Source organism: Citrobacter sp. FP75, from assembly GCF_018342065.1.
In the GTDB taxonomy this organism is placed as follows: domain Bacteria; phylum Pseudomonadota; class Gammaproteobacteria; order Enterobacterales; family Enterobacteriaceae; genus Citrobacter.
Window position 1 is genome coordinate 801,343 of sequence record NZ_JAFDOE010000001.1, and the last position, 25,564, is coordinate 826,906.

The 25,564-nt window shown below is 52.5% G+C and carries 28 protein-coding genes and 2 tRNA genes; 12 read left to right on the top strand and 18 right to left on the bottom strand.

Translation table 11 applies throughout. The annotated features are described in order from the left end of the window. The first annotated feature begins 2 nt into the window (after nt 1-2). The 5 genes from yceG to ptsG all read left to right on the top strand — a co-directional run bounded on the left by yceG (nt 3) and on the right by ptsG (nt 5,192). Nucleotides 3-1,025 carry a cell division protein YceG gene (yceG, locus tag JQ822_RS03800; RefSeq protein WP_213132342.1) on the top strand — a complete coding sequence of 341 codons (1,023 nt, stop codon included), beginning with the start codon at nt 3-5 and terminating at the stop codon, nt 1,023-1,025. Continuing rightward, nucleotides 1,015-1,656, top strand: coding sequence for a dTMP kinase (gene tmk / locus JQ822_RS03805; protein WP_213132343.1), 642 nt, complete (start codon nt 1,015-1,017; stop codon nt 1,654-1,656). The genes yceG and tmk overlap by 11 nt, the downstream gene beginning before the upstream one ends. Continuing rightward, complete coding sequence (gene holB, locus JQ822_RS03810; RefSeq protein ID WP_213132344.1) at nt 1,653-2,657, top strand: DNA polymerase III subunit delta'; 1,005 nt, start codon at nt 1,653-1,655, stop codon at nt 2,655-2,657. Before tmk ends, holB begins: the two co-directional genes overlap by 4 nt. Nucleotides 2,658-2,667: 10 nt before the next feature. Continuing rightward, nucleotides 2,668-3,465: a metal-dependent hydrolase gene (locus tag JQ822_RS03815; RefSeq protein ID WP_213132345.1), complete on the top strand. Its 798-nt coding sequence runs from the start codon at nt 2,668-2,670 to the stop codon at nt 3,463-3,465. A gap of 293 nt (nt 3,466-3,758) precedes the next feature. Continuing rightward, on the top strand, nt 3,759-5,192 hold the full coding sequence (gene ptsG / locus JQ822_RS03820; protein ID WP_213132346.1) for a PTS glucose transporter subunit IIBC: 1,434 nt from the start codon (nt 3,759-3,761) through the stop codon (nt 5,190-5,192). A gap of 55 nt (nt 5,193-5,247) precedes the next feature. Here ptsG and JQ822_RS03825 read toward each other — a convergent pair whose 3' ends face one another. The 5 genes from JQ822_RS03825 to mtfA all read right to left on the bottom strand — a co-directional run bounded on the left by JQ822_RS03825 (nt 5,248) and on the right by mtfA (nt 11,126). Continuing rightward, nucleotides 5,248-7,026, bottom strand: coding sequence for an aminopeptidase P family protein (locus JQ822_RS03825; protein WP_213132347.1), 1,779 nt, complete (start codon nt 7,024-7,026; stop codon nt 5,248-5,250). Nucleotides 7,027-7,041: 15 nt separating this feature from the next. Then, a complete protein-coding gene (locus JQ822_RS03830; protein ID WP_213132348.1) occupies nt 7,042-8,496 on the bottom strand; it encodes an AMP nucleosidase in 1,455 nt (484 codons plus the stop codon). 118 nt (nt 8,497-8,614) lie between these two features. Further along, nucleotides 8,615-9,931 carry a shikimate transporter gene (shiA, locus tag JQ822_RS03835; RefSeq protein ID WP_213132349.1) on the bottom strand — a complete coding sequence of 439 codons (1,317 nt, stop codon included), beginning with the start codon at nt 9,929-9,931 and terminating at the stop codon, nt 8,615-8,617. Between the two features lie 221 nt (nt 9,932-10,152). After that, nucleotides 10,153-10,228: transfer RNA gene (locus JQ822_RS03840), tRNA-Asn, on the bottom strand. Between the two features lie 100 nt (nt 10,229-10,328). After that, nucleotides 10,329-11,126 carry a DgsA anti-repressor MtfA gene (mtfA, locus tag JQ822_RS03845; protein WP_213132350.1) on the bottom strand — a complete coding sequence of 266 codons (798 nt, stop codon included), beginning with the start codon at nt 11,124-11,126 and terminating at the stop codon, nt 10,329-10,331. A 93-nt stretch (nt 11,127-11,219) separates the two neighbouring features. Here mtfA and JQ822_RS03850 point away from each other — a divergent pair. Then, nucleotides 11,220-11,309: transfer RNA gene (locus JQ822_RS03850), tRNA-Ser, on the top strand. A gap of 169 nt (nt 11,310-11,478) precedes the next feature. Here JQ822_RS03850 and JQ822_RS03855 read toward each other — a convergent pair. Further along, nucleotides 11,479-12,657 (bottom strand): porin, encoded by a 1,179-nt coding sequence (locus JQ822_RS03855; RefSeq protein WP_213132351.1) that lies wholly within the window; start codon nt 12,655-12,657, stop codon nt 11,479-11,481. Nucleotides 12,658-13,056: 399 nt separating this feature from the next. Between JQ822_RS03855 and JQ822_RS03860 the strand changes: the two genes are divergently transcribed. The 3 genes from JQ822_RS03860 to JQ822_RS03870 all read left to right on the top strand — a co-directional run bounded on the left by JQ822_RS03860 (nt 13,057) and on the right by JQ822_RS03870 (nt 15,704). Next, nucleotides 13,057-13,752 carry a phosphohydrolase gene (locus tag JQ822_RS03860; RefSeq protein WP_213132352.1) on the top strand — a complete coding sequence of 232 codons (696 nt, stop codon included), beginning with the start codon at nt 13,057-13,059 and terminating at the stop codon, nt 13,750-13,752. A gap of 73 nt (nt 13,753-13,825) precedes the next feature. Then, nucleotides 13,826-15,256: a DNA cytosine methyltransferase gene (locus tag JQ822_RS03865; RefSeq protein ID WP_213132353.1), complete on the top strand. Its 1,431-nt coding sequence runs from the start codon at nt 13,826-13,828 to the stop codon at nt 15,254-15,256. Continuing rightward, nucleotides 15,237-15,704, top strand: a complete 468-nt coding sequence (locus JQ822_RS03870; RefSeq protein WP_213132354.1) for a very short patch repair endonuclease — start codon at nt 15,237-15,239, stop codon at nt 15,702-15,704. The genes JQ822_RS03865 and JQ822_RS03870 overlap by 20 nt, the downstream gene beginning before the upstream one ends. On the opposite strand, the gene yedA is transcribed toward JQ822_RS03870, so the two are convergent. Next, complete coding sequence (gene yedA, locus JQ822_RS03875; protein WP_213132355.1) at nt 15,696-16,616, bottom strand: drug/metabolite exporter YedA; 921 nt, start codon at nt 16,614-16,616, stop codon at nt 15,696-15,698. The genes JQ822_RS03870 and yedA overlap by 9 nt on opposite strands. A 175-nt stretch (nt 16,617-16,791) precedes the next feature. Here yedA and JQ822_RS03880 point away from each other — a divergent pair, with 175 nt between their 5' ends. Both JQ822_RS03880 and JQ822_RS03885 read left to right on the top strand, forming a co-directional pair. Next, entirely contained in the window at nt 16,792-17,706 is a 915-nt protein-coding gene (locus JQ822_RS03880) for a DUF808 domain-containing protein (protein WP_213132963.1), read from the top strand. Nucleotides 17,707-17,783: 77 nt separating this feature from the next. Continuing rightward, complete coding sequence (locus JQ822_RS03885) at nt 17,784-17,963, top strand: YodC family protein (protein WP_213132356.1); 180 nt, start codon at nt 17,784-17,786, stop codon at nt 17,961-17,963. Nucleotides 17,964-18,169: 206 nt separating this feature from the next. On the opposite strand, the gene yodD is transcribed toward JQ822_RS03885, so the two are convergent. Beyond that, a complete protein-coding gene (gene yodD, locus JQ822_RS03890) occupies nt 18,170-18,397 on the bottom strand; it encodes a YodD family peroxide/acid resistance protein (protein WP_096757522.1) in 228 nt (75 codons plus the stop codon). 163 nt (nt 18,398-18,560) lie between these two features. Here yodD and dsrB point away from each other — a divergent pair, with 163 nt between their 5' ends. Continuing rightward, on the top strand, nt 18,561-18,749 hold the full coding sequence (dsrB, locus tag JQ822_RS03895; RefSeq protein ID WP_213132357.1) for a protein DsrB: 189 nt from the start codon (nt 18,561-18,563) through the stop codon (nt 18,747-18,749). Nucleotides 18,750-18,804: 55 nt separating this feature from the next. On the opposite strand, the gene rcsA is transcribed toward dsrB, so the two are convergent. The 10 genes from rcsA to fliJ all read right to left on the bottom strand — a co-directional run bounded on the left by rcsA (nt 18,805) and on the right by fliJ (nt 25,550). Next, nucleotides 18,805-19,428, bottom strand: coding sequence for a transcriptional regulator RcsA (gene rcsA, locus JQ822_RS03900; protein ID WP_213132358.1), 624 nt, complete (start codon nt 19,426-19,428; stop codon nt 18,805-18,807). Nucleotides 19,429-19,708: 280 nt separating this feature from the next. After that, the gene (gene fliR, locus JQ822_RS03905) at nt 19,709-20,503 is read right to left on the bottom strand and encodes a flagellar biosynthetic protein FliR (protein ID WP_213132359.1); all 795 of its coding nucleotides are present in this window, start codon (nt 20,501-20,503) and stop codon (nt 19,709-19,711) included. Between the two features lie 8 nt (nt 20,504-20,511). Then, nucleotides 20,512-20,781, bottom strand: coding sequence for a flagellar biosynthesis protein FliQ (gene fliQ, locus JQ822_RS03910; protein ID WP_003030425.1), 270 nt, complete (start codon nt 20,779-20,781; stop codon nt 20,512-20,514). A gap of 9 nt (nt 20,782-20,790) precedes the next feature. Next, complete coding sequence (gene fliP, locus JQ822_RS03915; protein WP_213132360.1) at nt 20,791-21,528, bottom strand: flagellar type III secretion system pore protein FliP; 738 nt, start codon at nt 21,526-21,528, stop codon at nt 20,791-20,793. After that, the gene (gene fliO / locus JQ822_RS03920; protein ID WP_213132361.1) at nt 21,528-21,905 is read right to left on the bottom strand and encodes a flagellar biosynthetic protein FliO; all 378 of its coding nucleotides are present in this window, start codon (nt 21,903-21,905) and stop codon (nt 21,528-21,530) included. Before fliO ends, fliP begins: the two co-directional genes overlap by 1 nt. Then, nucleotides 21,905-22,318 carry a flagellar motor switch protein FliN gene (gene fliN / locus JQ822_RS03925; RefSeq protein WP_196208834.1) on the bottom strand — a complete coding sequence of 138 codons (414 nt, stop codon included), beginning with the start codon at nt 22,316-22,318 and terminating at the stop codon, nt 21,905-21,907. Before fliN ends, fliO begins: the two co-directional genes overlap by 1 nt. Next, a complete protein-coding gene (gene fliM, locus JQ822_RS03930; RefSeq protein ID WP_213132362.1) occupies nt 22,315-23,319 on the bottom strand; it encodes a flagellar motor switch protein FliM in 1,005 nt (334 codons plus the stop codon). Before fliM ends, fliN begins: the two co-directional genes overlap by 4 nt. A 4-nt stretch (nt 23,320-23,323) precedes the next feature. After that, nucleotides 23,324-23,791, bottom strand: a complete 468-nt coding sequence (fliL, locus tag JQ822_RS03935) for a flagellar basal body-associated protein FliL (protein ID WP_213132363.1) — start codon at nt 23,789-23,791, stop codon at nt 23,324-23,326. A 104-nt stretch (nt 23,792-23,895) separates the two neighbouring features. Then, a complete protein-coding gene (fliK, locus tag JQ822_RS03940; RefSeq protein ID WP_213132364.1) occupies nt 23,896-25,110 on the bottom strand; it encodes a flagellar hook length control protein FliK in 1,215 nt (404 codons plus the stop codon). Beyond that, the gene (gene fliJ / locus JQ822_RS03945) at nt 25,107-25,550 is read right to left on the bottom strand and encodes a flagellar export protein FliJ (RefSeq protein ID WP_213132365.1); all 444 of its coding nucleotides are present in this window, start codon (nt 25,548-25,550) and stop codon (nt 25,107-25,109) included. Before fliJ ends, fliK begins: the two co-directional genes overlap by 4 nt. Nucleotides 25,551-25,564 lie beyond the last annotated feature (14 nt).

Here is a 25,564-nt window from a genome sequence, read left to right on the forward strand (position 1 = left end):
TCATGAAAAAATTGTTACTCGTTGTTCTTTTATTGTTGGTTGTGCTGGGCATTGCCGCGGGAGTGGGAATGTGGAAAGTTCGCCATCTGGCGGACAGTAAGCTCTTAATTAAAGAAGAGACGATTTTTACGCTGAAAGCGGGTACGGGCCGTCTGGCGCTGGGCGAACAACTGTATGCCGATAAGGTTATTAATCGTCCGCGCGTATTCCAGTGGCTACTGCGTATTGAACCCGATCTTTCGCATTTTAAAGCCGGGACCTACCGCCTGATGCCTGATATGACAGTACGGGAGATGCTGCAACTGCTTGAAAGCGGTAAAGAAGCACAGTTTCCGTTACGTCTGGTTGAGGGCATGCGCCTGAGCGATTACCTCAAACAGCTGCGTGATGCGCCGTACATCAAGCATACCCTGAGCGATGACAACTACGCGACCGTTGCTGAGGTGTTAAAGCTGGAAAATCCTGAATGGGTAGAAGGCTGGTTCTGGCCGGATACCTGGATGTACACCGCCAATACCCCGGATGTGGCCCTGCTGAAACGCGCGCACCAAAAAATGGTTAAAGCGGTTGATAGCGCCTGGGAAGGGCGTGCAGAAGGTCTGCCGTATAAAGATAAAAATCAGTTGGTGACCATGGCGTCGATCATTGAAAAAGAAACCGCTGTCGCCAGCGAGCGCGACCAGGTGGCCTCGGTATTTATTAACCGTCTCCGTATTGGCATGCGCTTACAAACCGATCCGACAGTGATTTATGGGATGGGCACACGGTATAATGGTAAATTGTCGCGTGCCGATCTGGAAACGCCGACCGCGTATAACACCTATACCATTACCGGCCTGCCGCCAGGCCCGATTGCTATGCCGGGCGAAGCCTCTTTGCGGGCTGCCGCACATCCGGCGAAAACGCCGTATCTTTATTTCGTGGCTGACGGCAAAGGTGGTCACACATTTAATACCAATCTTGCCAGCCACAACCGGTCAGTGCAGGATTACCTGAAAGTGCTTAAGGAAAAAAATGGGCAGTAATTATATCGTCATCGAGGGCCTGGAAGGCGCCGGAAAAACCACTGCGCGCGATGTGGTGGTGGAGACACTTGAGCAACTCGGTATTCGCGATATGGTTTTTACCCGCGAGCCCGGTGGAACACAGCTGGCAGAGAAATTAAGAAGTCTGGTGCTGGATATCAAATCAGTCGGTGATGAGATTATTACCGATAAAGCCGAAGTGCTGATGTTCTATGCCGCACGCGTTCAACTGGTAGAAACCGTGATTAAGCCCGCGCTGGCAAAAGGCGCCTGGGTGATTGGCGATCGTCACGATTTGTCGACCCAGGCCTATCAGGGCGGCGGACGCGGCATCGATCAAAACATGCTGGCAACCCTGCGTGATGCGGTGCTCGGTGATTTTCGTCCAGACCTGACGCTCTATCTGGATGTAACGCCTGAAGTCGGTTTAAAGCGTGCTCGCGCCCGTGGTGAGCTGGACCGCATTGAACAGGAGTCTTTTGACTTCTTCAATCGTACCCGTGCCCGCTATCTGGAACTGGCGGCGAAAGATTCCAGCATTCGTACTATTGATGCTACGCAGCCGCTTGAGGCTGTCATGAATGATATCCGTCGCACCATTACTCACTGGGTGCAGGAGCAGGGCGCATGAAATGGTACCCATGGTTACGACCCGATTTTGAAAAACTGGTCGCCAGTTATCAGGCGGGTCGCGGTCACCATGCGTTACTGATTCAGGCGTTACCGGGCATGGGTGACGACGCGCTGATTTACGCCCTCAGCCGCTATCTGATGTGCCAACAGCCAGAAGGGCATAAAAGCTGTGGGCACTGCCGTGGCTGTCAGTTGATGCAGGCAGGAACGCATCCTGACTATTACTCACTGCTACCGGAGAAAGGCAAAAGCACGCTGGGCGTTGATGCGGTGCGCGAAATCAGTGAAAAGCTGTACGAGCATTCGCGCCTTGGCGGTGCGAAAGTGGTGTGGATCCCTGATGCCGCCCAGCTAACGGATGCCGCGGCCAATGCCTTGCTAAAGACGCTGGAAGAACCCCCGGCGCAGACCTGGTTTTTTCTTGCTTGTACTGAGCCTGCTCGTTTGTTGGCCACACTACGCAGTCGCTGCCGATTGCATCACCTTGCGCCCCCGATGGAATCGTATGCAGTTTCCTGGCTGGCCCGTGAAGTGACCGCCGCGCAGGATGCGCTTCTGAGCGCATTACGCCTGAACGCCGGGTCTCCAGGGGCCGCATTAACGCTGCTTCAGGCAGAAAGCTGGGCGCACCGTAGCGATTTCTGCGCGGCGCTGGCGAATACCTTGCACTCTGGCGACTGGTATCTCCTGCTGGCGGCGCTGAACCATGAACAGGCCGCGGCCCGTTTACACTGGCTGGCCACGCTGTTTACCGATGCGCTTAAGCGCCCGTATGGCGTTGCTCATTTAACGAACCCTGATGCGCTGGCATTGATATCATCAATTGCTGAACGGTTATCTGTCGCCCAGATTCAGGCGATACTCGGTGACGTTTGTCATTGTCGCCAACAGTTGCTAAACGTGACGGGTGTAAATCGTGAACTGGTATTAACCGATCTTATCCTGCGTATTGAGCATTACCTGCAACCAGGCACCGTGCTGCCTGTTCCCCATCTTTGAGAGAGACATTATGTTTTTAGTCGACTCACACTGCCATCTTGATGGCCTGGATTATCAATCTTTGCATAAGGACGTGGATGACGTGCTGGCGAAAGCGGCGGCACGTGATGTGAAGTTTTGTCTTGCCGTGGCGACAACCTTACCCGGATACCGCAGTATGCGCGACCTGGTCGGCGAGCGCGACAATGTGGTTTTCTCCTGCGGCGTGCATCCGTTAAATCAGGATGAAACCTATGATGTAGAAGACCTGCGCCGCTTTGCCGCTGAAGAGGGCGTGGTGGCGATGGGCGAAACCGGGCTGGATTACTTTTACACCCCGGAAACCAAAGTTCGCCAGCAGGAGTCGTTCATTCATCACATCCAGATCGGTCGTGACCTACAAAAGCCGGTGATCGTCCATACCCGCGATGCGCGAGCCGATACCCTGTCGATTCTGCGCGAAGAAAAGGTGACGGATTGTGGCGGCGTACTACACTGTTTTACAGAGGACAGAGAAACTGCGGGCAAGCTGTTGGATCTCGGATTTTATATCTCTTTTTCCGGCATCGTCACGTTCCGTAACGCTGAGCAGTTACGCGACGCTGCGCGTTATGTTCCTTTGGATCGTTTGCTGGTTGAGACTGATTCCCCGTACCTTGCGCCGGTACCGCATCGTGGTAAAGAGAACCAGCCGGCTATGGTTCGCGATGTCGCAGAGTATATGGCCGTATTGAAAGGTGTTGCCGTTGAAGAACTGGCGCAAATCACCACTGATAACTTTGCCCGCCTGTTTCACATCGACGCTTCTCGCCTGCAATCTATCCGCTAACTGAGTTTTTTTAAAGCTCGTAATTAATAAGTAAAGCGAGTAAAGTTCACCGCCACAAAATGGGCGGTGAATAACCAGTTAGACACATTCAGATACTCATTTTATCGGATTGTGCGAATTTGGCGGTTATCTACAGCTGAATTGTGATAACCGTCAAACAAAAACAAACTGAATTATTTTACTCTGTGTAATAAATAAAGGGTACTTAGATGCCCTGTCCACGGCGAGGCTCTCCCCCCTCGCCAATGCGTGAGAACGTAGAAAAGCACAAATACTCAGGAGCACTCTCAATTATGTTTAAGAATGCATTTGCTAACCTGCAAAAGGTCGGTAAATCGCTGATGCTGCCGGTATCCGTACTCCCGATTGCAGGTATCCTGCTCGGTGTCGGTTCCGCTAACTTCAGCTGGCTGCCAGCCGTTGTATCGCACGTAATGGCAGAAGCAGGCGGTTCTGTTTTTGCAAACATGCCGCTGATTTTCGCTATTGGTGTAGCATTAGGCTTCACCAACAATGACGGTGTTTCCGCACTGGCGTCAGTGGTTGCCTACGGCATCATGGTTAAGACCATGTCTGTGGTTGCGCCGCTGGTTCTGCATTTACCTGCTGAAGAGATCGCAGCAAAACACCTGGCCGATACCGGTGTTCTCGGGGGGATTATCTCCGGTGCGATAGCAGCGTACATGTTCAACCGTTTCTACCGCATCAAACTGCCTGAGTATCTTGGCTTCTTTGCCGGTAAGCGCTTCGTTCCAATTATTTCTGGTCTGGCTGCCATCTTTACGGGTGTTGTCCTGTCCTTCATTTGGCCGCCGATCGGTACTGCTATCCAGACGTTTTCCCAATGGGCTGCCTACCAGAACCCGGTTGTCGCGTTCGGTATCTATGGCTTCATTGAACGCTGCCTGGTACCGTTTGGTCTGCACCATATCTGGAACGTTCCATTCCAGATGCAGATCGGTGAATACACCAACGCTGCAGGCCAGGTGTTCCACGGCGACATCCCTCGCTATATGGCGGGTGACCCGACTGCGGGTATGCTGTCTGGCGGCTTCCTGTTCAAAATGTACGGTCTGCCGGCTGCTGCTATCGCTATCTGGCACTCTGCAAAACCAGAAAACCGCGCGAAAGTGGGCGGTATCATGATCTCCGCAGCGTTGACCTCGTTCCTGACCGGTATTACCGAGCCGATCGAGTTCTCCTTCATGTTCGTGGCGCCGATCCTGTACATCATCCACGCGATTCTGGCAGGTCTGGCATTCCCGATCTGTATCCTGCTGGGTATGCGTGACGGAACGTCGTTCTCTCACGGTCTGATCGACTTCATCGTTCTGTCCGGAAACAGCAGCAAACTGTGGCTGTTCCCGATTGTCGGTATCGGTTATGCGATTATTTACTACACCATCTTCCGTGTGCTGATCAAAGCGCTGGACCTGAAAACCCCAGGTCGTGAAGACGCGACGGAAGACAGCAAATCCGCGGCGACTGGCGAAATGGCTCCGGCCCTGGTTGCTGCGTTCGGCGGTAAAGAAAACATCACTAACCTCGATGCGTGCATCACTCGTCTGCGTGTCAGCGTAGCTGACGTTGCCAAAGTGGATCAGGCTGGCCTGAAGAAACTGGGTGCTGCGGGTGTGGTGGTTGCTGGCTCCGGTGTTCAGGCTATCTTCGGCACCAAGTCCGATAACCTGAAAACTGAAATGGATGAATACATCCGTAACAGCTAAGCAGTAAGATGTTGGGGAGAACTAAGGCAGCCTGCGGGCTGCCTTTTTTAATGCATTAATTGGCCTGAACGCGAATTGGCGCGGTGGCAGCAAATAGCCATGGACGCGCGCTGCTGTCCACGCGTGGCGACAACGTTTCTCTGACCTGCTGATGGTAATCATCGATCCATTGTTTTTCTGCATCGCTCAACAGATGCAATTCAACCAGATTCAGGTCGATGGGTACCAGCGTCAGCGTGGAGAAGCGGCAAAAACCTGGGCGACTCTCGATAATCTCTACCTGATTCTCAATGCGGATACCGTATTGCCCGGCCAGATAATAACCCGGCTCGATGGTAATAATATTGCCTGCGACCAGAGGCCAGGGGTTCACTTTCTTCGCAATGCGGTGCGGTTGCTCATGGATCAACAACTGGTGCCCCACGCCGTGTCCCGTGCCATGATCGAAATCCAGACCCAGCTCCCAAAGTGCCCGACGGCTAAACGCATCCAGCTGATGCCCCTGAGTGCCACTGGGAAACTGCAGCGTGATCAGCGATAAAAAGCCTTTCAAAACGGCGGTGTAATGCAGCCGACGCTGCGGATCCTGTGGGCCGAAGGCGAGGGTGCGCGTTGTATCCGTGGTGCCGTTTTGGTACTGACCGCCGGAATCATTTAAATACATTGCCTGAGAGGTGATCGGCGTATCGGTTTTTTCGCTGGAATGATAATGACACATCGCCGCATTGCTGGCTGATGCTGAGATAGTGCCAAAACTCTGCTCAATAAACCCCGGCTGTTGCTGGCGAAACGCCAGCTGTTTTGCCTGCGCTTCCAGTTCGGTTACCGGATTACCTGCCGCCTCACGCAATGGCACTTCATGCGCCAGCCAGGCGAGGAAATTCACCCAGGCGGCACCATCCTGCTCATGGCATTCGCGGTAACCTGCCAGTTCAGTGCTATTTTTATGCGCTTTGATCAGGGTGATGGGATCGGGTGCCCAAAGGAGTTCGCCGCCGTGCTCCTCAATAGCAAAACGCAGCGCCACCGGCGCATAGTCTTTATCGACCAGGAAGCGTTTTCCGTGGGCAAGCTGCTGGCAGCGAGGCAGGAAATGATCCTGTGGGGTAATCGTCAATGTGTCCAGCAGCGAATCAGGTAACTGCTGCGTTTTTTTGGCATCAACAAACCACTCCAGTTCACCGCTGCGATGCAGCAGGGCAAACGAAAACGGCACCGGAACCATGTTAAGATCTGAGCCGCGTACATTGAGCAGCCAGGCTATGTTATCGGGCAGGGTAATCGCCAGAAAGTCAGTCTGATGTTGAACAAGTTGCTCGACGATCCGCCCGCGTTTTTGCGCACTGCTTTCACCGCTAATCTCAATGGGCATTTCGCGGATGATACCGCAGGGAGCCGCTGGCCGATCGAGCCAAACCTTGTCAAAGGGGTCAGTTTCAAGAGCGACTAGTTCGCAATGAGTTGCTGATAACGCCTCAAACTGGCTGTTGACCATCAGCAGAGGCTCAAAGCCAATACGGGTGCCAGCGGCAACGTTCGACTGCAAATAATCGGCCAGCGGTTCGTCGTGTAAATGATGAATTTCGAAGTCATCCAGGGAAACTTCGCTGCGCACCTGGACCTGATAGCGCCCATCGACAAACATTAATGCGCGATCGCGCAGCACCAGCGCCAGGCCAGCAGAGCCGCTAAAGCCGGTCAGCCAGGCCAGTTTATTGTCGTGTGGCGTGCAGTCCTCGCTCTGATGAGCATCGGCGCGTGGAACAATCATACCATCCAGTCCCTGCGCTAACAGCAAATTACGCAGAGCGGAAAGGGGAGTTGAGTTATGCATAGTTACCTTCAGGCCTTAACGGAACGGCGGTTCGTTGAACGTGCGTAATTTGCGGGAGTGCAGGCGATCACCCTCGGCGCGAAGACGATCGATTGCCCGGATACCAATCTGCAGGTGCTCGGAAATTGCGCCCTCATAAAAACGGTTGGCTTGGCCCGGGAGTTTAATCTCACCATGCAGCGGTTTATCGGAGACGCAAAGCAGGGTGCCGTAAGGCACGCGGAAGCGGTAACCCTGGGCGGCAATCGTGGCGCTCTCCATATCGATAGCGACGGCACGGCTGAGGTTAAAGCGCAGCGCAGAGGCAGAGTAGCGTAGCTCCCAGTTGCGATCGTCGGTGGTGACGACGGTACCGGTGCGCAGTCGCTGTTTGACCTCTTCACCGGGCATGCCGCTGACTTCTTTGGTGGCGTCATACAGTGCGCGCTGTACTTCGGCGATGCTCGGAATTGGAATATCCGGCGGCAGCACGGCATCGAGCACGTGATCGTCACGCAGATAGGCGTGAGCCAGAACATAATCACCAATTGCCTGGCTTTCACGCAGGCCGCCACAGTGTCCAATCATTAGCCAGACATCAGGACGCAGGACCGCCAGATGATCGCAAATGGTTTTGGCGTTTGACGGACCGACGCCGATATTCACCAGCGTGATCCCCTGACCGTCGGCGGTGATTAAATGCCAGGCGGGCATCTGGTGTTTCTTCCAGGCAAGATCGGAAATGGCTTCTTCCGGGGCTTCGGTTTCGGCAGTGATCCAAATTCCACCTGCGCATGACAGTGCAATATACGGGCTGTCCGGGTCGAGGATCTGGCTGCAGCCCCAGCGCACAAACTCATCGACATAGCGGGTGTAGTTAGTGAACAGCACAAAGGGTTGAAAATGTTCCACCGGCGTGCCCGTGTAGTGACGCAGGCGCGCCAGTGAAAAATCAACGCGTCGGGCGTCGAAGTGCGACAGTGGAGAAAATTCCGCCGGGTGATACGTCCCGTCCGCAGTTTCATCGCCAATCTGCGACAGTTCGGTGGTGGGGAAATGACGGGTTAATCCGGCGCTCATGGAGCGGTCGAGCGTCAGTTCAGAGCCGTCTATCACATAGGGATAGGGGATCTCATGCTGTGACGGTTCGACGCAAATATGCGCATCGTAATCCTGGTACAGTAGGGTGAGCTGTTCTTCAAGATAAGGGCGGAACAGTGACGGGCGGGTAATGGTCGTGGTATAGCAACCAGCATGGGTAAAGCGACCGTAGGCGCGCGTTTTCGGGGGATTCGTTGCGCTGCCATCCCAGGTTACAGAAAGTGAAGGGTAAACAAAAAGACCGTTATCTCGGGCGATGATGTCAGGAAGTGTCCCGGTTTCAATATACTTGCCAATGGCGCTACGCAGAGCCTTAACCGACTGCTCATACAATGCGTCCAGTTTATCCAGCGCCTGAGCCGGGGTCAGGCTGGGGCCCTTATTGTTCATGTCTGTCTCCTTGTTCCACAGATGTGCTGCTCACCCGATAGTATGTCACAGGAATGTGAAACAAAAGTCAGACGTTGAGGAAGAATATGCGAAGACCGAATGGCCTTCGCACAAAGGCTTAGGTGTGCGGTTTATCTTTCATCAGAATTGCGGTCGCGGCAGAAATAAGACATCCCGCCATCAGGTAAATGGCAACGCTATGCCAGTCTCCCCCAGAGAAGGTCACCAGCGCAGCGGCAATAAATGGGGTAAAACCGCCGCCCACGACGCTGGCAACCTGATAGCCAACACCCGCACCGCTGTAACGATAGCTTGCGCCAAATAACCCGGTAAACATCGGCTGCTGTACGCAGACCACCATGTCATGGGCGATGTTTGCCAGCATAATGGCGAAGAACACAATCCAAAAAATAGACTGAGCCTCAAGGGCTATAAAGAACGGGAAGGCGCTGAGCGTGCCGACCAGGGCTCCAGTAATGTAGACCCGTCGACGGCCAAATCGGTCGGCAAGCCAGGCGAAGCAGGGGATTGTCAGACAGCTCAATCCACCAACTAACAGACCAATATTCAGAAATAGTTCACGCGGTAGACCCAGGTTTTGCGTGGAATAATTCAGGGCAAATGCGGTGACGATGTACATGGTTAACAGTTCGCACAGGCGCAGGGCGATAATTTTCATAAATGCCCCCGGGTGTCGGGTCAGCGCCTCAACAACTGGCAGGCGTTTTTTGGTTTGCGTCTGCTGTTGTTTTTGCTGTTCAAACTCTGTCGACTCTTCCATTCGGTTACGCATCCATAATGCGCCGAGCACCAGCACAATGCTGAACAGGAATGGGATGCGCCAGCCCCAGCTCAGGAACTGCTCATCGGTTGTGTGCGAACTGATTAGCGAAACCAATCCCGTCGAGAGCAGAAGGCCGACGCCATAACCCACCTGAACGCCGCTGCTGTAGAATGCTTTTTTGTTTTTTGGCGCGCTTTCGACGGAGAGCAGCGCCGCGCCGCCCCATTCGCCACCGACGGCGAATCCCTGAATGGCACGCAGCGTAACCAGCAGAACCGGGGCCCACCAGCCGATGGTGTCAAAAGAGGGAATAATACCAATCAACGCCGTGGCAATGCCCATCATCCAGACGGTGAGCATCAGCATTCGCTTGCGGCCCAGGCGATCGCCAAAGTGACCGAAGATCACCCCACCTAACGGGCGGAATAAAAATCCGACGCCAAAGGTGGCAAAGGCTGCAAGCGTACCCATCGCCGGGCTGATTTGCGGGAAAAACTCGCGGTTAAAAACCAACGCGGCGGTGATGCCATATAGCAGAAAATCATACCAGTCGACCACGGCACCGGCGAAGCTACCCAGTGCGGCACGTCGGGCGCGATGTAGTGAAGAGGAGTCCTCCTGAGGACCCGTGGAGATGAGGGTGGAATCCATAGCTATCCTGTCTGTACTGATTTTTTGTTATTAGTATTGGAATAAAATTACGCACATTGCAGTCGAGATATTAGCGACTGTGATGAGACTACCGCGACAGACGGGAAGAGAAAACGATTTTATCTCTTACAGCAGGCAAGATGAAAAATATGAGGGAAGAGAAAATAAAAATAGGAAAGCAAAAAAAACCTGCTTAGTTTCCTGAGCAGGCTTCTTAAATTTGGCTCCTCTGACTGGACTCGAACCAGTGACATACGGATTAACAGTCCGCCGTTCTACCGACTGAACTACAGAGGAATCGTGTGAACGAGGCGCATATTACTGACCTCACCCTGACGTGTCAACAGTAAAATTAGCACGTCATTTCAATTGGTTAATTAATCCTCAAAACGCAGTGTTAATGCACATTCGATGAGCGATTATTCTCATCTTCCCGGCTATCGCACAGCCGTTGCAAAGGGTTCTGCCGATAGAATTGCGAGAAACGCTGCCATAATGCAGGGAAACGAGGCGCAAATAACTCGGGGGCGCTGAAGTAATATTCAGATAGCACGGCAAAACATTCGGCAGGATCGGTTGCAGCATAGGCATCTATACTGCAAGCGGTTTCGCCCACCAGGTCGACTTCATCCTGAATGTTATTCATTGCAGCATGCAGGTCGTGTTCCCAGCTAGCGATCTCCCGCAGCGGGATCGCCGGAATACCACTGGCGCGATCGCCATTGCGCATATCCAGTTTATGCGCCACTTCATGAATAATCAGATTAAAACCGGAGGCATCGAAGGAGTCCTGAATGTCGAGCCAGTTCAGGATCACCGGACCTTGTTGCCAGCTTTGGCCGGACTGAACGACGCGTTGGTTATGCACCAGCCCAATGTCATCCTCCCATTCATCATCCACCACAAACGGGGCTGGGTAGATCAGGACTTCATGAAAACCATCAAGCCACTCAATACCCAATTCCAGAATAGGCAAACAGAACAGCAGAGCAATACGCGCACTTTTTAGAGGGTCCAGCTCAAACCCCTGGAGTGCAACTAACCTTTTTTGCTGTAAAAAACGCTCAGCCAGGGCGATAAGTCTGGCTTGTTCTTGCTCGGTGAGATTCACCAGAAGAGGAATTGCCAGGGCGTCATCCCACGGCCAGTCATCATTCCGGGCTGTTTCTTGCTCTTTCCAGGGCCACTTAATCATCGTTTTGCTCGCAAACTCGTCACTTGAACGAAATTGACGGAACGGGGTCTGTTAAAATGCCAAATAACCTGGCATCATGGCAACCGCCAGAACGGAGAGATGCCAGAGCGGCTGAATGGACCGGTCTCGAAAACCGGAGTAGGGGCAACTCTACCGGGGGTTCAAATCCCCCTCTCTCCGCCACTATTCAAGCACTTGCAGGCCCTGCTTTCAACGACAGTTCTCACCGATGTATTTTTCTTTGAATATCCTCACAAGTTTGTCGCCAGATTGCCTGCCGGGCACGTAAATACGTTTCGTATAAACAAAAAGCCCGCTTCATATGAAGCGGGCTTGTGTATTTTTGCACTAATTAGAACTGGTAGACTAAGCCAACGGCAACGATATCGTCAGTTGCGATGCCGTTATCAGAGTAGAAGCTGTCGTCTTCGTCCAGCAGGTTGATTTTGTAATCAACGTAGGTAGACATGTTTTTGTTGAAGTAGTAAGTCATACCCACATCAACATATTTCACCAGATCTTTGTCGGTGTAGCGAGCGTTACCATTGCTATCGTGATCCCAGCCGCCTAAGTCAACGCCTTTAGATTGCAGGAAGGAAACGGCAGGGCGCAGACCAAAATCAAACTGGTACTGAGCGGTCACTTCAAAGTTCTGGGTTTTGTTGGCAATACCGCCAGCCAGTCCATCTCCTGAACCGTAATAGGTCATGTTGCGGGTTTCTGCGTACATGGCAGCCAGGTAAATGTTGTTGGCATCATATTTCGCACCAACGGTCCACGCATCTGCAGTTTCGCCGCCTGCATAGCTGTTGGCATAGCTGCGATCGCTACGACCAGCAGCAACCTGGTTGTTGGTACGGTCAGAGCTGGAGTACGCTGCACCGAGGCTTAAGCCGAAGTCAAAGTCATAAGAGGTGGATAAACCGAAACCGTCGCCGTTTTCTTTAGCCAGTTTACGTCCGTTGCTATTACCAGAACCTTCCTGACCCAGGCTACTGCCTTCATTATTACCCTGATACTGCAGGGCGAAGTTCAGGCCATCCACCTGACCGAAGAAACCGTTATTACGGTAAGTGGCAACACCGTTGGTACGACCGGTCATATAGACGTCGGTTTGTGCCCAGGTATCGCCGCCGAATTCTGGCAGCATATCGGTCCATGCTTCGATGTCATATACGACACCGTAGTTACGACCATAGTCGAAAGTACCATTCTCACCAAAGCCTAAACCGGCAAAGCCCAGACGGGTCCATGAATCGCCTTTATCACCTTCAGTGCCGTTGGCCTGAATGTTATATTCCCACTGGCCGTAGCCGGTGAGCATATCGTTGATCTGAGTTTCGCCTTTAAAACCCAGACGAGCATAGCTCTGATCGCCGTCGCTGCCCGCGTCATCAGAGAAATAACGCAGACCATCAACTTTTCCGTACAGATCCAGTTTATTGCCATTCTTATTATAGATTTCAGCCGCATTAGCTGCGCTTGCAGCTAATAATGCAGGAAGAAGAAGCGCCAGAACTTTTCTTTTCATTATGTATTCCCTTATGATAATAATTGATGTGAATATGTAGTTCTATCCGAAAGACTACATTTGGATACTATTCTATGAAGTTCATTTATTTTAAAATATAACATGTAACAATTGTATTTAAAAGATTTCAAAATATTTCTATTTGGTTTTTTATTATTGATTTAATATATTTATGTGTTTTGTATTTGTCATTTAAATGATATGTTTATCAATTGGTTATGGATCGATATTTATTTATATTGAATTTGAATTTTATATAAATTCAATATGATTTTGTTTATTGTATTTATAAGTTATAGGTTATTGTGTGGATGTGTAATGATTAATAATTTGATGTTATAAATTTAGTGGTGTAATTTATGTTGTTTATATATAGACGCAGCGTTCACGAGGTATGGCATGGAATTACAACACTGGCAGTCGCAATTTGAAGCATGGCTGCGTGAAAATCATGTTGGCCAGGATGCAGCCCATGACATCTTTCATTTTCGTCGCGTGTGGATGACGTCGCAACAGTTGAGTACCGACGCAACCGTTGACTGGCTGGTGGTACTGACCGCCTGTTATTTCCATGACCTTATCAGCTTGCCGAAAAACCATCCTGACCGTCATCGTTCGTCGGCTCTGGCTGCGCAGGAAACTTGCCGCGTGTTGGCGCAGGATTTCCCCACATTTCCAGCAGATCGGTTGCCAGCGGTAAGCCATGCTATTGAAGCACATAGTTTTAGCGCAAAAATTTCGCCCACTACGATCGAAGCTAAAATTGTTCAGGATGCTGACAGGCTGGAGGCGTTAGGGGCCATCGGCTTAGCGCGTGTATTTGCGGTTTCTGGCGCACTGGGGGTAGCACTGTTTGATGCTGAGGACCCTTTTGCACAGCGCCGTACGCTTGACGACAAGCAGTATGCTCTCGATCATTTCCAGACCAAATTATTGCAACTACCGCTGACGATGCAAACGATGCAGGGGCGGCATTTAGCGCAGCATAACGCCGATTTTTTACTGACCTATATGGCCAAATTAAGCGCAGAACTAAAAGGGGAGTATGCGGGACTGGATCTTGCTGCTATTCAGCCCTTTAAGACGCATCAGTAGCCCGCACAGCTGAAACGTAAACGCCTCTGTTTTATGTTAATCTGTCGATAATCCATTTCGGCCGGTTAAATGTATGCAGGAAAATTTTTCAGTAACGAGCACCATGAACCTGATGACAGATGATACCGGGATCGCCGTGCGGGTGATGTTGGAAAAGTTGCTTGAGATTTATGACGTGAGAACGCTGGTGGCCCACCTTAATGGCGTCGGTGAGCATCACTGGAGTCCGGCCATCTTCAAGCGTGTGCTGGCGAACGAATCATGGCACCGCTTGAGCGATCGTGAATTTGCCCATCTGAAGACCTTACTACCGACGCCGCCTGTACATCATCCGCAGTACGCTTTTCGCTTTGTTGATCTTTTTGCCGGGATTGGCGGTATTCGCCGCGGCTTTGAGGCTATTGGCGGGCAGTGCGTGTTTACCAGCGAGTGGAACAAGCATGCGGTTCGCACCTACAAAGCGAATTACTATTGCGACCCTGACCAGCATCATTTTAATGAAGATATTCGCGATATCACGTTAAGCCATCGTGTTGGAGTGAGCGACGAGGATGCAGCTGAACATATTCGCCAGCATATCCCTCAGCATGATGTGCTGCTGGCTGGCTTTCCCTGTCAGCCGTTTTCGCTGGCGGGCGTCTCCAAGAAAAATGCCTTAGGCCGTGCGCATGGTTTTGCCTGCGATACGCAAGGCACGCTATTTTTCGACGTGGTCAGAATCATTGATGCCCGCCGTCCGGCAATCTTTGTGCTGGAAAACGTCAAAAACCTGAAAAGCCATGATCAGGGGAAAACGTTTCGCATCATTATGCAAACGCTGGATGAGTTGGGGTATGACGTGGCGGATGCGGCGGATAATGGACCGGACGATCCTAAAATCATCGATGGAAAATACTTTTTGCCGCAGCATCGCGAACGTATTGTCCTCGTGGGCTTTCGACGCGATCTGAATCTGAAAACCGACTTCACGCTGCGCGACATTGTCACCTGCTACCCGCAACGGCGTATTACGCTGGCGGAATTGCTTGAACCGACCGTTGATGCGAAATATATCCTGACGCCGGTGCTGTGGAAATATTTATATTGCTACGCGAAAAAGCATCAGGCACGGGGGAATGGCTTTGGCTACGGTATGGCGTATCCCGGTAATCCGCATAGCGTGACGCGCACATTATCCGCGCGCTATTACAAGGACGGGGCAGAAATCTTAATCGACCGTGGCTGGGATATGGCGCTGGGTGAACAGGATTTTGACGATCCGCGCAACCAACTGCACCGACCGCGCAGACTCACGCCCCGAGAGTGCGCGCGCCTGATGGGTTTTGAGTCACCCCAGGGATATCAGTTTCGCATTCCGGTTTCTGATACCCAGGCCTATCGCCAGTTCGGTAATTCGGTGGTGGTCCCGGCATTTGCGGCTGTAGCCAGACTGCTGGAGCCAAAAATCAAACAGGCCGTCTCGCTGCGTGAGAAAGAGAACTCGCATGGCAGACGTTCACGATAAGGCCACGCGCAGTAAAAATATGCGGGCAATAGCGACCCGTGATACGGCTATTGAGAAACGCCTGGCCGGCGTATTGACGGAGCAGGGGGTAACGTTTTGCGTCCAGGATGCGACGTTACCTGGCCGTCCCGATTTTGTGGTGAATGACTACCAGTGCGTCATTTTTACCCATGGCTGTTTCTGGCATCACCACGACTGCTATTTATTTAAGACCCCCGCGACGCGCACGGAGTTCTGGCTGGAAAAGATAGGAAAAAACGTCGTGCGCGATGCGCGGGATCGCGAGCAGCTGCAAACGCTTGGCTGGCGTGTGCTGATTATATGGGAATGCGCCCTGCGTGGGCGTAAAAAGCTGGATGATGAAGCGCTGTCTGAACGTGTTATCGAGTGGATCTGCAGCGGTGGCGCCACCGCGCAGATCGACACCCAGGGTATTCATTTACTGTAACGATTTTTCCGACGGTGCGGCGACTGCGTCCGCTTTGACCGGGAACAGGTATTTGCCCAGCGTCACCAGTATCACCGCGAAAACAATTACCCCAAGAGCCAGCCACTCGATGAACGCCAGGCTTTCGCCTCCCAGACCGGTTCCTAACAGCACGGCAACGACCGGGTTGACGTAGGCATAACTGGTCGCCAGTGCCGGGCTAACGTTACGGATCAGGTACATATATGCGTTGATTGCAATAATGGATCCAAACAGCGCCAGGTAAGCAACCGCCATAAAGCCGGAAAACGACGGCATGGTGGTCAGCTTTTCCCCGGCGATAAGCGAGGCGCCCATCAGCACGATGCCTGCGGCTAACATCTCAATGGCCCCGGCCATCATTCCCACGGGTAACGTGATGCGCGAGCCGTACACGGAACCGAATGCCCAGCTCATCGAGCCAATCAGGATCAACACCGCACCCCATGGGTTGCCACTCAAATTCCCGCCGCTGTTGAGCATGATGATCCCAGCCAGTCCAATGGCGATGCCCATCCACTCCAGTTTGCGGGTTTTGATACCAAAGAAATAGCTGAAGCACAGCGTAAACAGCGGGACGGTCGCGACTACCACGGCAGCGATGCCGGAAGGGACGTTCTGGTGTTCTGCGACGGTGACCAGCCCATTCCCCACCGCCAGTAGCAGAATGCCGATCAGCGCGGCATTGAGCAGCGGGCGTAACGGCGGCAGCTTGTGACCGCGCAGAAGTAAAAATGCGGTTAACAAAATCCCCGCAGACAGAAATCGCACGCCGGCCATCATTAGCGGCGGCCAGCTCTCAACGCCAATACGAATAACGAAGTATGTGGAACCCCAAATGATGTATAGCGCGAACAGCGCACTGAAAAGTGGTAGCAATTGCCTGAAACGCATAATCCCTCACGGTGGAAATAAAAAGGCGCAACATAGTAAACGTTAAAACTATCGTGCTGGCGAGATTTATAATTATCCGTTGTTGTTAAATAGTTGTTGACCAGAAAGGTCAGTTTCAGCATGACGTTTTTTACTTCATACTTATGGCTGCAAAAAAATAATATTGAGGGTAAAAATTTTGGCAGGAAGTAGCTTACTGACCTTACTTGATGACATCGCCACGTTGCTTGATGATGTCTCCATGATGGGAAAACTGGCCGCGAAAAAAACAGCGGGCGTACTGGGAGATGACCTGTCGCTTAATGCACAGCAGGTCTCGGGCGTGCGGGCAAACCGCGAACTTCCGGTCGTCTGGAGCGTGGCAAAAGGATCGTTCGTCAACAAAGTTATCCTCGTGCCGCTGGCGTTGCTGATTAGCGCTTTTATTCCCTGGGCGATTACTCCGTTATTAATGATTGGCGGGGCGTTTCTGTGTTTCGAGGGTGTGGAAAAAGTTCTGCATACGTTGCAGGCGCGTAAGCATCAGGAATCGCCTGAAGCGCGACAGCAGCGTCTGGCAGAGCTGGCGGCGCAGGATCCGCTGACCTTTGAAAAAGATAAAATCAAAGGGGCTGTACGGACCGATTTTATTTTATCCGCTGAGATCGTGGCGATTACGCTGGGGATTGTGGCAGATTCGCCGCTGCTCAATCAGGTACTGGTACTGTCGGGTATCGCTTTAGCAGTCACCGTTGGGGTGTATGGTCTGGTTGGCATTATCGTCAAGCTGGATGACATCGGCTACTGGCTGGCGGAAAAGCGCAGCGCTGTCGCTCAGGTGCTGGGTAAAGGTTTGCTGGTTGTCGCGCCGTGGCTGATGAAAACGCTGTCCGTGGTGGGAACCCTGGCGATGTTTTTGGTCGGTGGCGGCATTGTGGTCCACGGGATTGCGCCGTTGCATCATGCGATTGAACATTTTGCTCAGCAGCAAAATTCATTCATTTCAATGATGATTCCGACCCTGCTAAATCTCGTACTGGGCTTTATTATTGGCGGGGCTGTCGTGCTGTTGGTGAAAATGGTGGCAAAACTGCGCGGTGTTTCACACTAATTTTTGTCCATCTGACTACGCAAAATAGTGCCTTGTCGTCTATGGTGAAAAGGTTTCTCTTGATACAGGAGGCAGGTATGGTCTTTTCTGTCAGTGAGGAAGTCACCGTAAAACAGGGTGGCCCACGCATGATTGTCACTGGATACGCTAACGGCATGGTTGAGTGCCGTTGGTACGACGGCTATGGCGTCAAACGGGAAGCATTCCGTGAAGACGAACTGAAATCCGGTGAGGGACAACAACGGCAGGATGTCTGAACACAACGTTCAGCTGTAAGCAGGTGATCTCTCAACCATTAGTTATATTTATCATTTAGGTGAGAATTATTTACTTGTCAGGCAAAAAAATTGCAGATAAGGTTGGCCTCACATCAGATTTCCTGGTGTAACGAATTTTCAAGTGCTTCTTGCATAAGCAAGCTTGATCCCGACCCGTCGAGGGCCGGGATTTTTTTCGCCTCAAGTCAGCGATTGATCTCCGTCACGCTAAAATCGTGGATATCCAGCTCGAACGCCTCGGCTAATTCATGCCATGTATGGTAATCACGGCCGTCGACGCTGACGCGATCCGGGTCATCGCGGCTTCGATGAATCTCGCTCTCACAGATTTCGTTAATCGCCTCCAGCAGTGCGTCCACGTCAACGCTGACCTCGCGTTTGGCCGTCTCGCTGTACTCTTTCGCGGTTTTCATTCACCTACCTCTCAACCGTTACAGATACCGGGCGTGTGCAGCAAAATCTCTGATGCACACAAAGTAAGTATAGACCGTCGAGAAAACCCGCAATCGCGCGCGCCGGGCGCTGCCAGAAAAAGGAATTTGTTCTACACTGGCACAAAGCCACAGGAGGAAAACTATGAAGGTGAATGATCGGGTTACAGTCAAAACGGACGGCGGCCCTCGTCGGCCGGGCGTGGTACTGGCAATCGAAGAGTTTAGTGAAGGCACTATGTACCTGGTTTCGCTGGAAGACTACCCGCTCGGTATCTGGTTCTTTAATGAGTCAGGTCATCAGGATGGTATCTTTGTGGAGAAGATAGACTAATCATACCGCTTTTATCTTTATGCTGACTGGTGGCATTCCCACCAGTCAGCATCGGTTATCGCATATTCACAAAGATACCGTTGGTGACGTTATCGGTGAGTCGAACGACGTGATAGATAACCTGTTTATTATGCGTCTTGATCTTTCGTTTTATATTCCCCTTATGGGATGAGACGGTTTTTGCTTTGATGTTCATTTGATCGGAGATCTGAATGGTTCCCTGACCCTCCATCCACATGCGTAGCATGCTGGATTCGGTGCGACTTAATGACAGCGTCGGTAGATTGACATCGACAACAATATCTACGTCCTTTTTCAGAATATCGCCAAGAAGTTTGTCCAGTGAATCCGGTTTAATCGACTTCGAACTGATTAATAAATTTTTTCTGACTAAGAGATACTCATCAAAATGGACGTTGGCAATAGCCATAAATACAATAAATAATGTACTGGGATGCTGATTAATGATTTGCTTTATTTGCTGACTGTTAGCGGGATCGTGGATGAAGCAGTCTTCATTAATAAACACCACAGCAGGTTGATGTGCGTCACAGGCGATACTGAGTTCGTCAACAGTTGAAATACCGTTGATTTCCTTTTTTTTCACCCCCCGGCTTACCAGATACCCGGTCAACCCTAGCCGGGTGTAACTGCATAAATCCATAATAATCGTTGACATGGCTTACCCTCACTCAATGCGTAACGATAATTCCCCTTACCTGATTATTTCTGCACAACTAAACGGAATAATAATGACCCAAGATGACGATTTTACTGCTTGTTTTCAGGCGGATTTACTATCCCGTAAAGTTGCGTGTAATTTGCCAGGAAACTTCTTAAAGTAAAGTAAATGTTGCGTTCTGTGAGTAATGCGAAAAAAATAAGCCGCGACAGCGTTATCCTGGTGAATATTGTGCGTTTTTAAATTTCGGACAATCCTTAGTAAAACAGGATAAATACTATGGGTTATTATTTGTGGGCATTTCGCTGATGATATCGGCGAGTAAATTAAAAATTTCGCTGAATAAACGTTCACAGAATGGGGCAATTAATGGCATTAACGCGGCCATTAATGAAATACCTACCGTCAGGGTAAGCGGAAAACCGATGACAAATACAGACAGCTGAGGTGCCATACGATTTAATAACCCCAGTGCGAGGTTGAGGGTGAGCAGCAGCGTCATCACCGGCAGCGCTAGCATCAGACCGTTGAGGAATATTAAGCTACCGGCGCGGGCGAGCGCGAGGAAGGCATTGCTGTTTACCGGGTTACCGCCAATGGGCAGAGTATGGAACGTATCCACCAGCAGCGAGATTAGCCATAAGTGGCCGTTAAAGGTCAAAAACAGCAGCATAGCAAGTAAATCCATCAGTCGTGCCAGCACAGGCATGTTCAGACGACTGCCGGGATCAAAGAATGTGGCGAAGGAAAGCCCCATTTGCAGGCCAATTAACTCCCCAGCCGTACGTATCGCAGCAAACGCAAACTGCATGGTAAAACCTAACGCGATGCCGATCAGGATTTGCTGCATCGCCAGCCATAATGCCGCAATGGAGAAAACAGGAACGACATTGGCGGGCAGTGATGGGGCGATAACAACCGTTATCATCAGGCCCAACCCCAGCTTTACCCGCTTGGGTACCGCACGTTCACTGAGGATTGGCGCCGTTGAAATGAGTGCCAGCACGCGCAGTAGCGGCCAGAAATACAGGTTCAGCCAGTAAAGCCATTGATCGCTCGTCACCTGCAGCATGGCGGCGTCTACCCGATGATATAGGGGATATTGCTGAACAGCGTACGTACATAGTCCAGCAACAGATTAAGCATCCACGGTCCGGCCACAATAATGGCGATAAAGACCGCGACAATTTTCGGAATGAACGACAGCGTCATTTCGTTAATTTGGGTTGCCGCTTGCAGGATGCTGATGATAAGCCCCGTAACCAGAGCGACCAGTAACAACGGCGCGGCGAGGGCAAGGGCGACTTTCATCGCCTCGGTGCCCATCATCATGACCGATTCAGGTGTCATTTCGCGCCTCTAACTGTAAAAACTTTGTGCCAGTGAGCCGACAAGCAGCTGCCAGCCGTCAACCAGCACAAACAGCATCAGCTTAAACGGCAACGCAATTGTGGCGGGCGGCACCATCATCATCCCGAGCGCCATCAGCACGCTGGCGATAACTAAGTCGATTATCAGGAAAGGAATGAAAATCGTAAAACCTATCTGGAAGGCCGTTTTCAGTTCGCTGGTGACATACGCAGGAAGCAAAATACGCATCGGCACCGCTTCCGGCCCTTGCAGCGGTCCGCTGTTTGCCAGACGCGCAAACAGTGCGAGATCGGCTTCGCGGGTCTGGCGCAGCATAAATTCACGTAGCGGCTGCGCGCCTTTATCTAACGCTTCCTGCATGGAGATCTTCTCTTCGCTGAACGGTTGATACGCGTCAACGTAGATTTTGTCGATCACCGGCGACATGATGAAAAAAGTCAGAAACAGCGCCAGTCCGAGCAACACCTGGTTGGGTGGTGCGGACGGGGTGCCCAGCGCATTACGTAACAGACCGAAAACGATGATGATGCGGGTGAAGCTGGTCATCATCAGCAAAATGGCGGGCAGGAACGTCAGCGAGGTGATAAACACCAGCGTTTGCACCGGTAACGACCAGCTTTGTCCGCCGCCGGGCAGCGGCTGGCTAACCAGACCAGGAAGCTGGGCAACGGCAACAGGGCTGAACAACCACAAGCCGAGCAGCGTGAGGGATAACAAACGGCGCATCAGGATCTCCCAGGACGCTTGAGCAAACTCTTCATCATGGCCTGGAAATCCGCAGGGGAGGCCGGTTTTTCTTCTGCAACCACGGGCGCAGGGGGGAGGGTATGCAGCACGTTGATGTGCGATGCCGTCACGCCCAGCACCAGACGCGCGTCCTCAACCTCAACAATCACCACGCGTTCACGCGGGCCCAATGAGGTACTGGCCGTGACTTTCAGTCCTCGCGTACTGGCCCCTTTGGGCGAAAATCCCAGACGTTTTATGACCCAGGCTGCGGCGAGGATCAACAGGATAATCCCCAGCAGCGCGCCGCTGACCTGCACCAACGGTGAGTCGGGTACGGCGGCGGGCTGAGAGACGGTAGCCTGGGTGTTCATCATTAACGACTCAGACGGCGCATACGTTCAGACGGTGTAATGATGTCGGTGATACGCACCCCGTATTTATCGGCGACGACAACCACTTCGCCCTGGGCAATCAGGTAACCGTTGATCAGAATATCCAGTGGTTCGCCCGCCAGACCGTCCAGCGCGACGACGGAGCCCTGCGTCAGGCGCAGCAACTCTTTGATGGTCATGCGGGTACGGCCCAGTTCGACGGTCAGCTTGACCGGAATGTCCATGATCAGGTCGATATCTTGCAGTGTGCCGCTGACGTCACCGCCACCTAACTGCTGGAATACCGCATCGGCCGCACTTTTGGTGGTGGTCGTTGTTTGCTCGTTTAACGCGTCAGCCCACAGATCGTCCAATGCGCCAGTGTTCTCATCGGACGGATTATTCATGTCACTCATTTGGGCTGTTCCTCATTCAGCGAATTCAAAATCGGGTTTATCAAATGTTCTACGCGTAACGCATACTGACCGTTTACGGTGCCATATTGGCTGGTCAGCACAGGCACGCCGTCCACATGAGCAATAATGCGGTCGGGTTTTTCAATCGGCAGTACATCGCCGGGTTTCAGCTTTAAAATCTGCGACAGGCGCAGCCCAATGTCGGCAAAGTTCGCCACCAGCTCCAGCTCTGAATGCTGTACCTGACGCACCAGGTTATTACGCCAGTTCTGATCCTCATTGCGCGAGTTTTCCAGCGGCGGGTTAACCAGCAGTTCGCGCAAAGGTTCGATCATGCTGAAGGGCAGACAGATGTTAAATTCGCCGGTCAGGTTGCCAATCTCAACGTGGAACGGCGTGTTCACCACGATGTCGTTTGGCGAGGTGGTGATATTGGTAAATTTCACCTGCATTTCTGAACGCACATACTCGACTTCCAGCGGGTTGATCGCTTTCCAGGCGTCGCTGTAGCTTTCCAGCGCCAGCTTCAGCATGCGGTTGATCACGCGCTGTTCGGTATGCGTAAATTCGCGTCCTTCCACCTTCGTTGGGAAGCGTCCGTCACCGCCAAACAGGTTATCGACGGCGATAAACACCAGGCTCGGCGAGAACACCACCAAACCCGTCCCGCGTAGAGGTTTCAGGTGGATCAAGTTCAGGTTGGTCGGCACCGGTAAGTTACGCGCAAACTCGTGATACGGCTGGATACGGATCGCGCCCACGGTAATATCCGGGCTACGGCGCAACAGGTTAAATAATCCCATCCGGAACTGGCGCGCGAAGCGTTCGTTGATGATCTCAAGCGCCTGTAAACGCTCACGGACGACGCGGCGCTGGGTGTTGGGATCGTACGGACGAATATTGCTTTCGTTTGCAATACCGGAAATAGGTTCGTCTTTGGTGTCGCTATCGCCGTTAAGCAATGCGTCAATTTCAGCCTGAGAAAGAATACTGTCGCCCATGTCTTTACCGCAGAATAAAAGCTGTATAAAGAACGTCGGTGACAACCTGTTTCGGCTGCCCGACAACGAGCGGAGTCGCGAGCGTCTCTTTGATGGACGTAATCAGTTGCTGCTTACCTTGCTCGGTAGCGAGCGTGGCGGCATTCTGACGCGAGAACAGCAGCAGCAAACGGCTGCGCACTTCCGGCAGATATTCGCTCAGGCGCGCGCGCGTTGCTTCGTCTTTCATGCGCAGCGTGACCCCGATGTACAGCACCCGATCCGCATCACCCAGATTGACGGTAAACGTATCCAGCGCAAAAAACACCGGGGCAGGCGGTGGGGGTGGTTCCGCGCTGACGCTGGCGGACGGCTGCTGGTGCATACGCCAGTAGCTATATCCCGCAGTTGCGCAGGCGGCGAGGGTAATTAACACCAGCAGAGGGATCCAAATAGCGCGTTTACTTTTTTTGTTAATCGCGGAGTCAGTCATCAGATACGGGCTTCCTGTTTCGGTACAGCTTATGGGCTGATTATCCCGTGTCCTGTCCCCGACAAAGCGTGGAAAAGACGCGGATAATCATGCTACCTCTGGCGTTAGGCGAAGATGTCTACTGCGCCATCACCGCGCGCAGCGGCTTGCAGCGAGGCCGGAGCGGCCAGAACGGCGTCATCTTCGCTGGCAAAAAGGTCTTGTCCCTGGGCGCGACCCGGCTGTTGTTGCTGGGCGGAAGACTGCTGCTGGCCAGCGAAGCTTTCGCTGCTGATGCTGCTTTGCCCCAGTTGGATCCCGCTTTCAGCCAGCTGAGTACGCAGCATTGGCAATGCCGCTTCCAGTGCCGCACGCACGTGACTGTGCGGGGACACCATTTGCAGCTGCGCCTGGTTGTCATCGAGCTTAAGGGAGATTTGTACCTGGCCCAGATCCTGCGGATGTAAACGCAGTTCCGCACTTTGCTGGCCCTGACGGGTGAACAGCGTGACGTGCTGACTCAGCGATTGCTGCCATTCGTGGCTACCCAGCGGGGCGCTGAGTACCGGAGCGGCAGCAGGCAGCGGCTGTGCGTGCGGCTGCGGGCCAGCCGGTGGCGTGATTGCCGCGCCAACGCTTACCGGGGACGGCGTGCTTTCCATCTCCGCGCGTGCGGTTGCGGCAACCGTCAGCGGGGTTAAGCCTGGATTGCGCGTCGGGTCGACACCAGCGGCGTGCATCGCGACATCCGCCTTACCTTTTTTCACTTCACCGGCAGTCAGTTCGCTATGAGTATTCGCAGGACTGCCAGAGGTATTGCCGCGCAAAAGCGAGGTCAGGACGGTGTCTGCCGGGGCGGGCGCGGTTTCAACGGCTGGCGTAGTGATGGGCTGGCCCGGCAACATGGCAAACAGTGCGCTCAGGCTCGCCAGATCCTCATCGCTGAGCGTGGTGGTCTTTTCGTCCTGTTGTGCGGCTTTGCCTGACGCCGTCAGGGCATTCACCTTCAGCGACGGCGTGAGTGCGGACAACAACTGCTGAGCGTCGGTCAGGTCGGCCAGCGTCGCGTCCGTTTGCCCACCTTTTTGTGCCAGCAGATCCGCTAGCTGTGCGGCCTGACCGTCATCGCCCTGTGTTTGCAGCAACCCTTTTTGCAGTTTGCTGCCCGCCGCCTGGAGATCGGCAAGCGTAAGCGGGGCATCTTTACCCTGTGCGTCGCCCGCGCCTAATGCGCCAGCCAGCAGCGCTAAAAAATTCTCGGGGGAATCTACCGCTTTTCCTGACTGAAGGCCTGCGGCTACGTCGGTGTCGGTGGCGATCAGTTGGGGCAAAGTAATCATTCGGGTTTCCTCATAGCTGCACGCTGAGCAAATTCATCCATTTTTTTCTGATCCAGGCGGTTTTCAGCCAGTAAGGCCGCCGTGGTTTGTCGGTCCTGCAGGGTTTTCCAGGCCTGCAATCGCTGTTTTTTATCGCGCCAGCTGTTCAGCGCCAGGTCAACTTTTTGCGTCCACTGATTCAGCTGTTGGCGATGCTGCTCTATCGCTTTTTCCAGCGTCTGAATAAATTGCTGGTAGTTGATCCAACGGTTACTGGTGATCCCCTGACCCATATCACTATTGAGGTTGTTTCGGTACTCATGCTGATAATCGATCAGCATCTTTAACTGTTCCTCTGCCTGCTGACAGCCGCGCCGCATTTCTCCCAAAAGAATCGCGGCGTCATCGACCTCTTTTTCAGCCAGGTCTTTCAGTGTTGCCAGTGCACCATGTTGTGCCATGACCTATGCTCTCC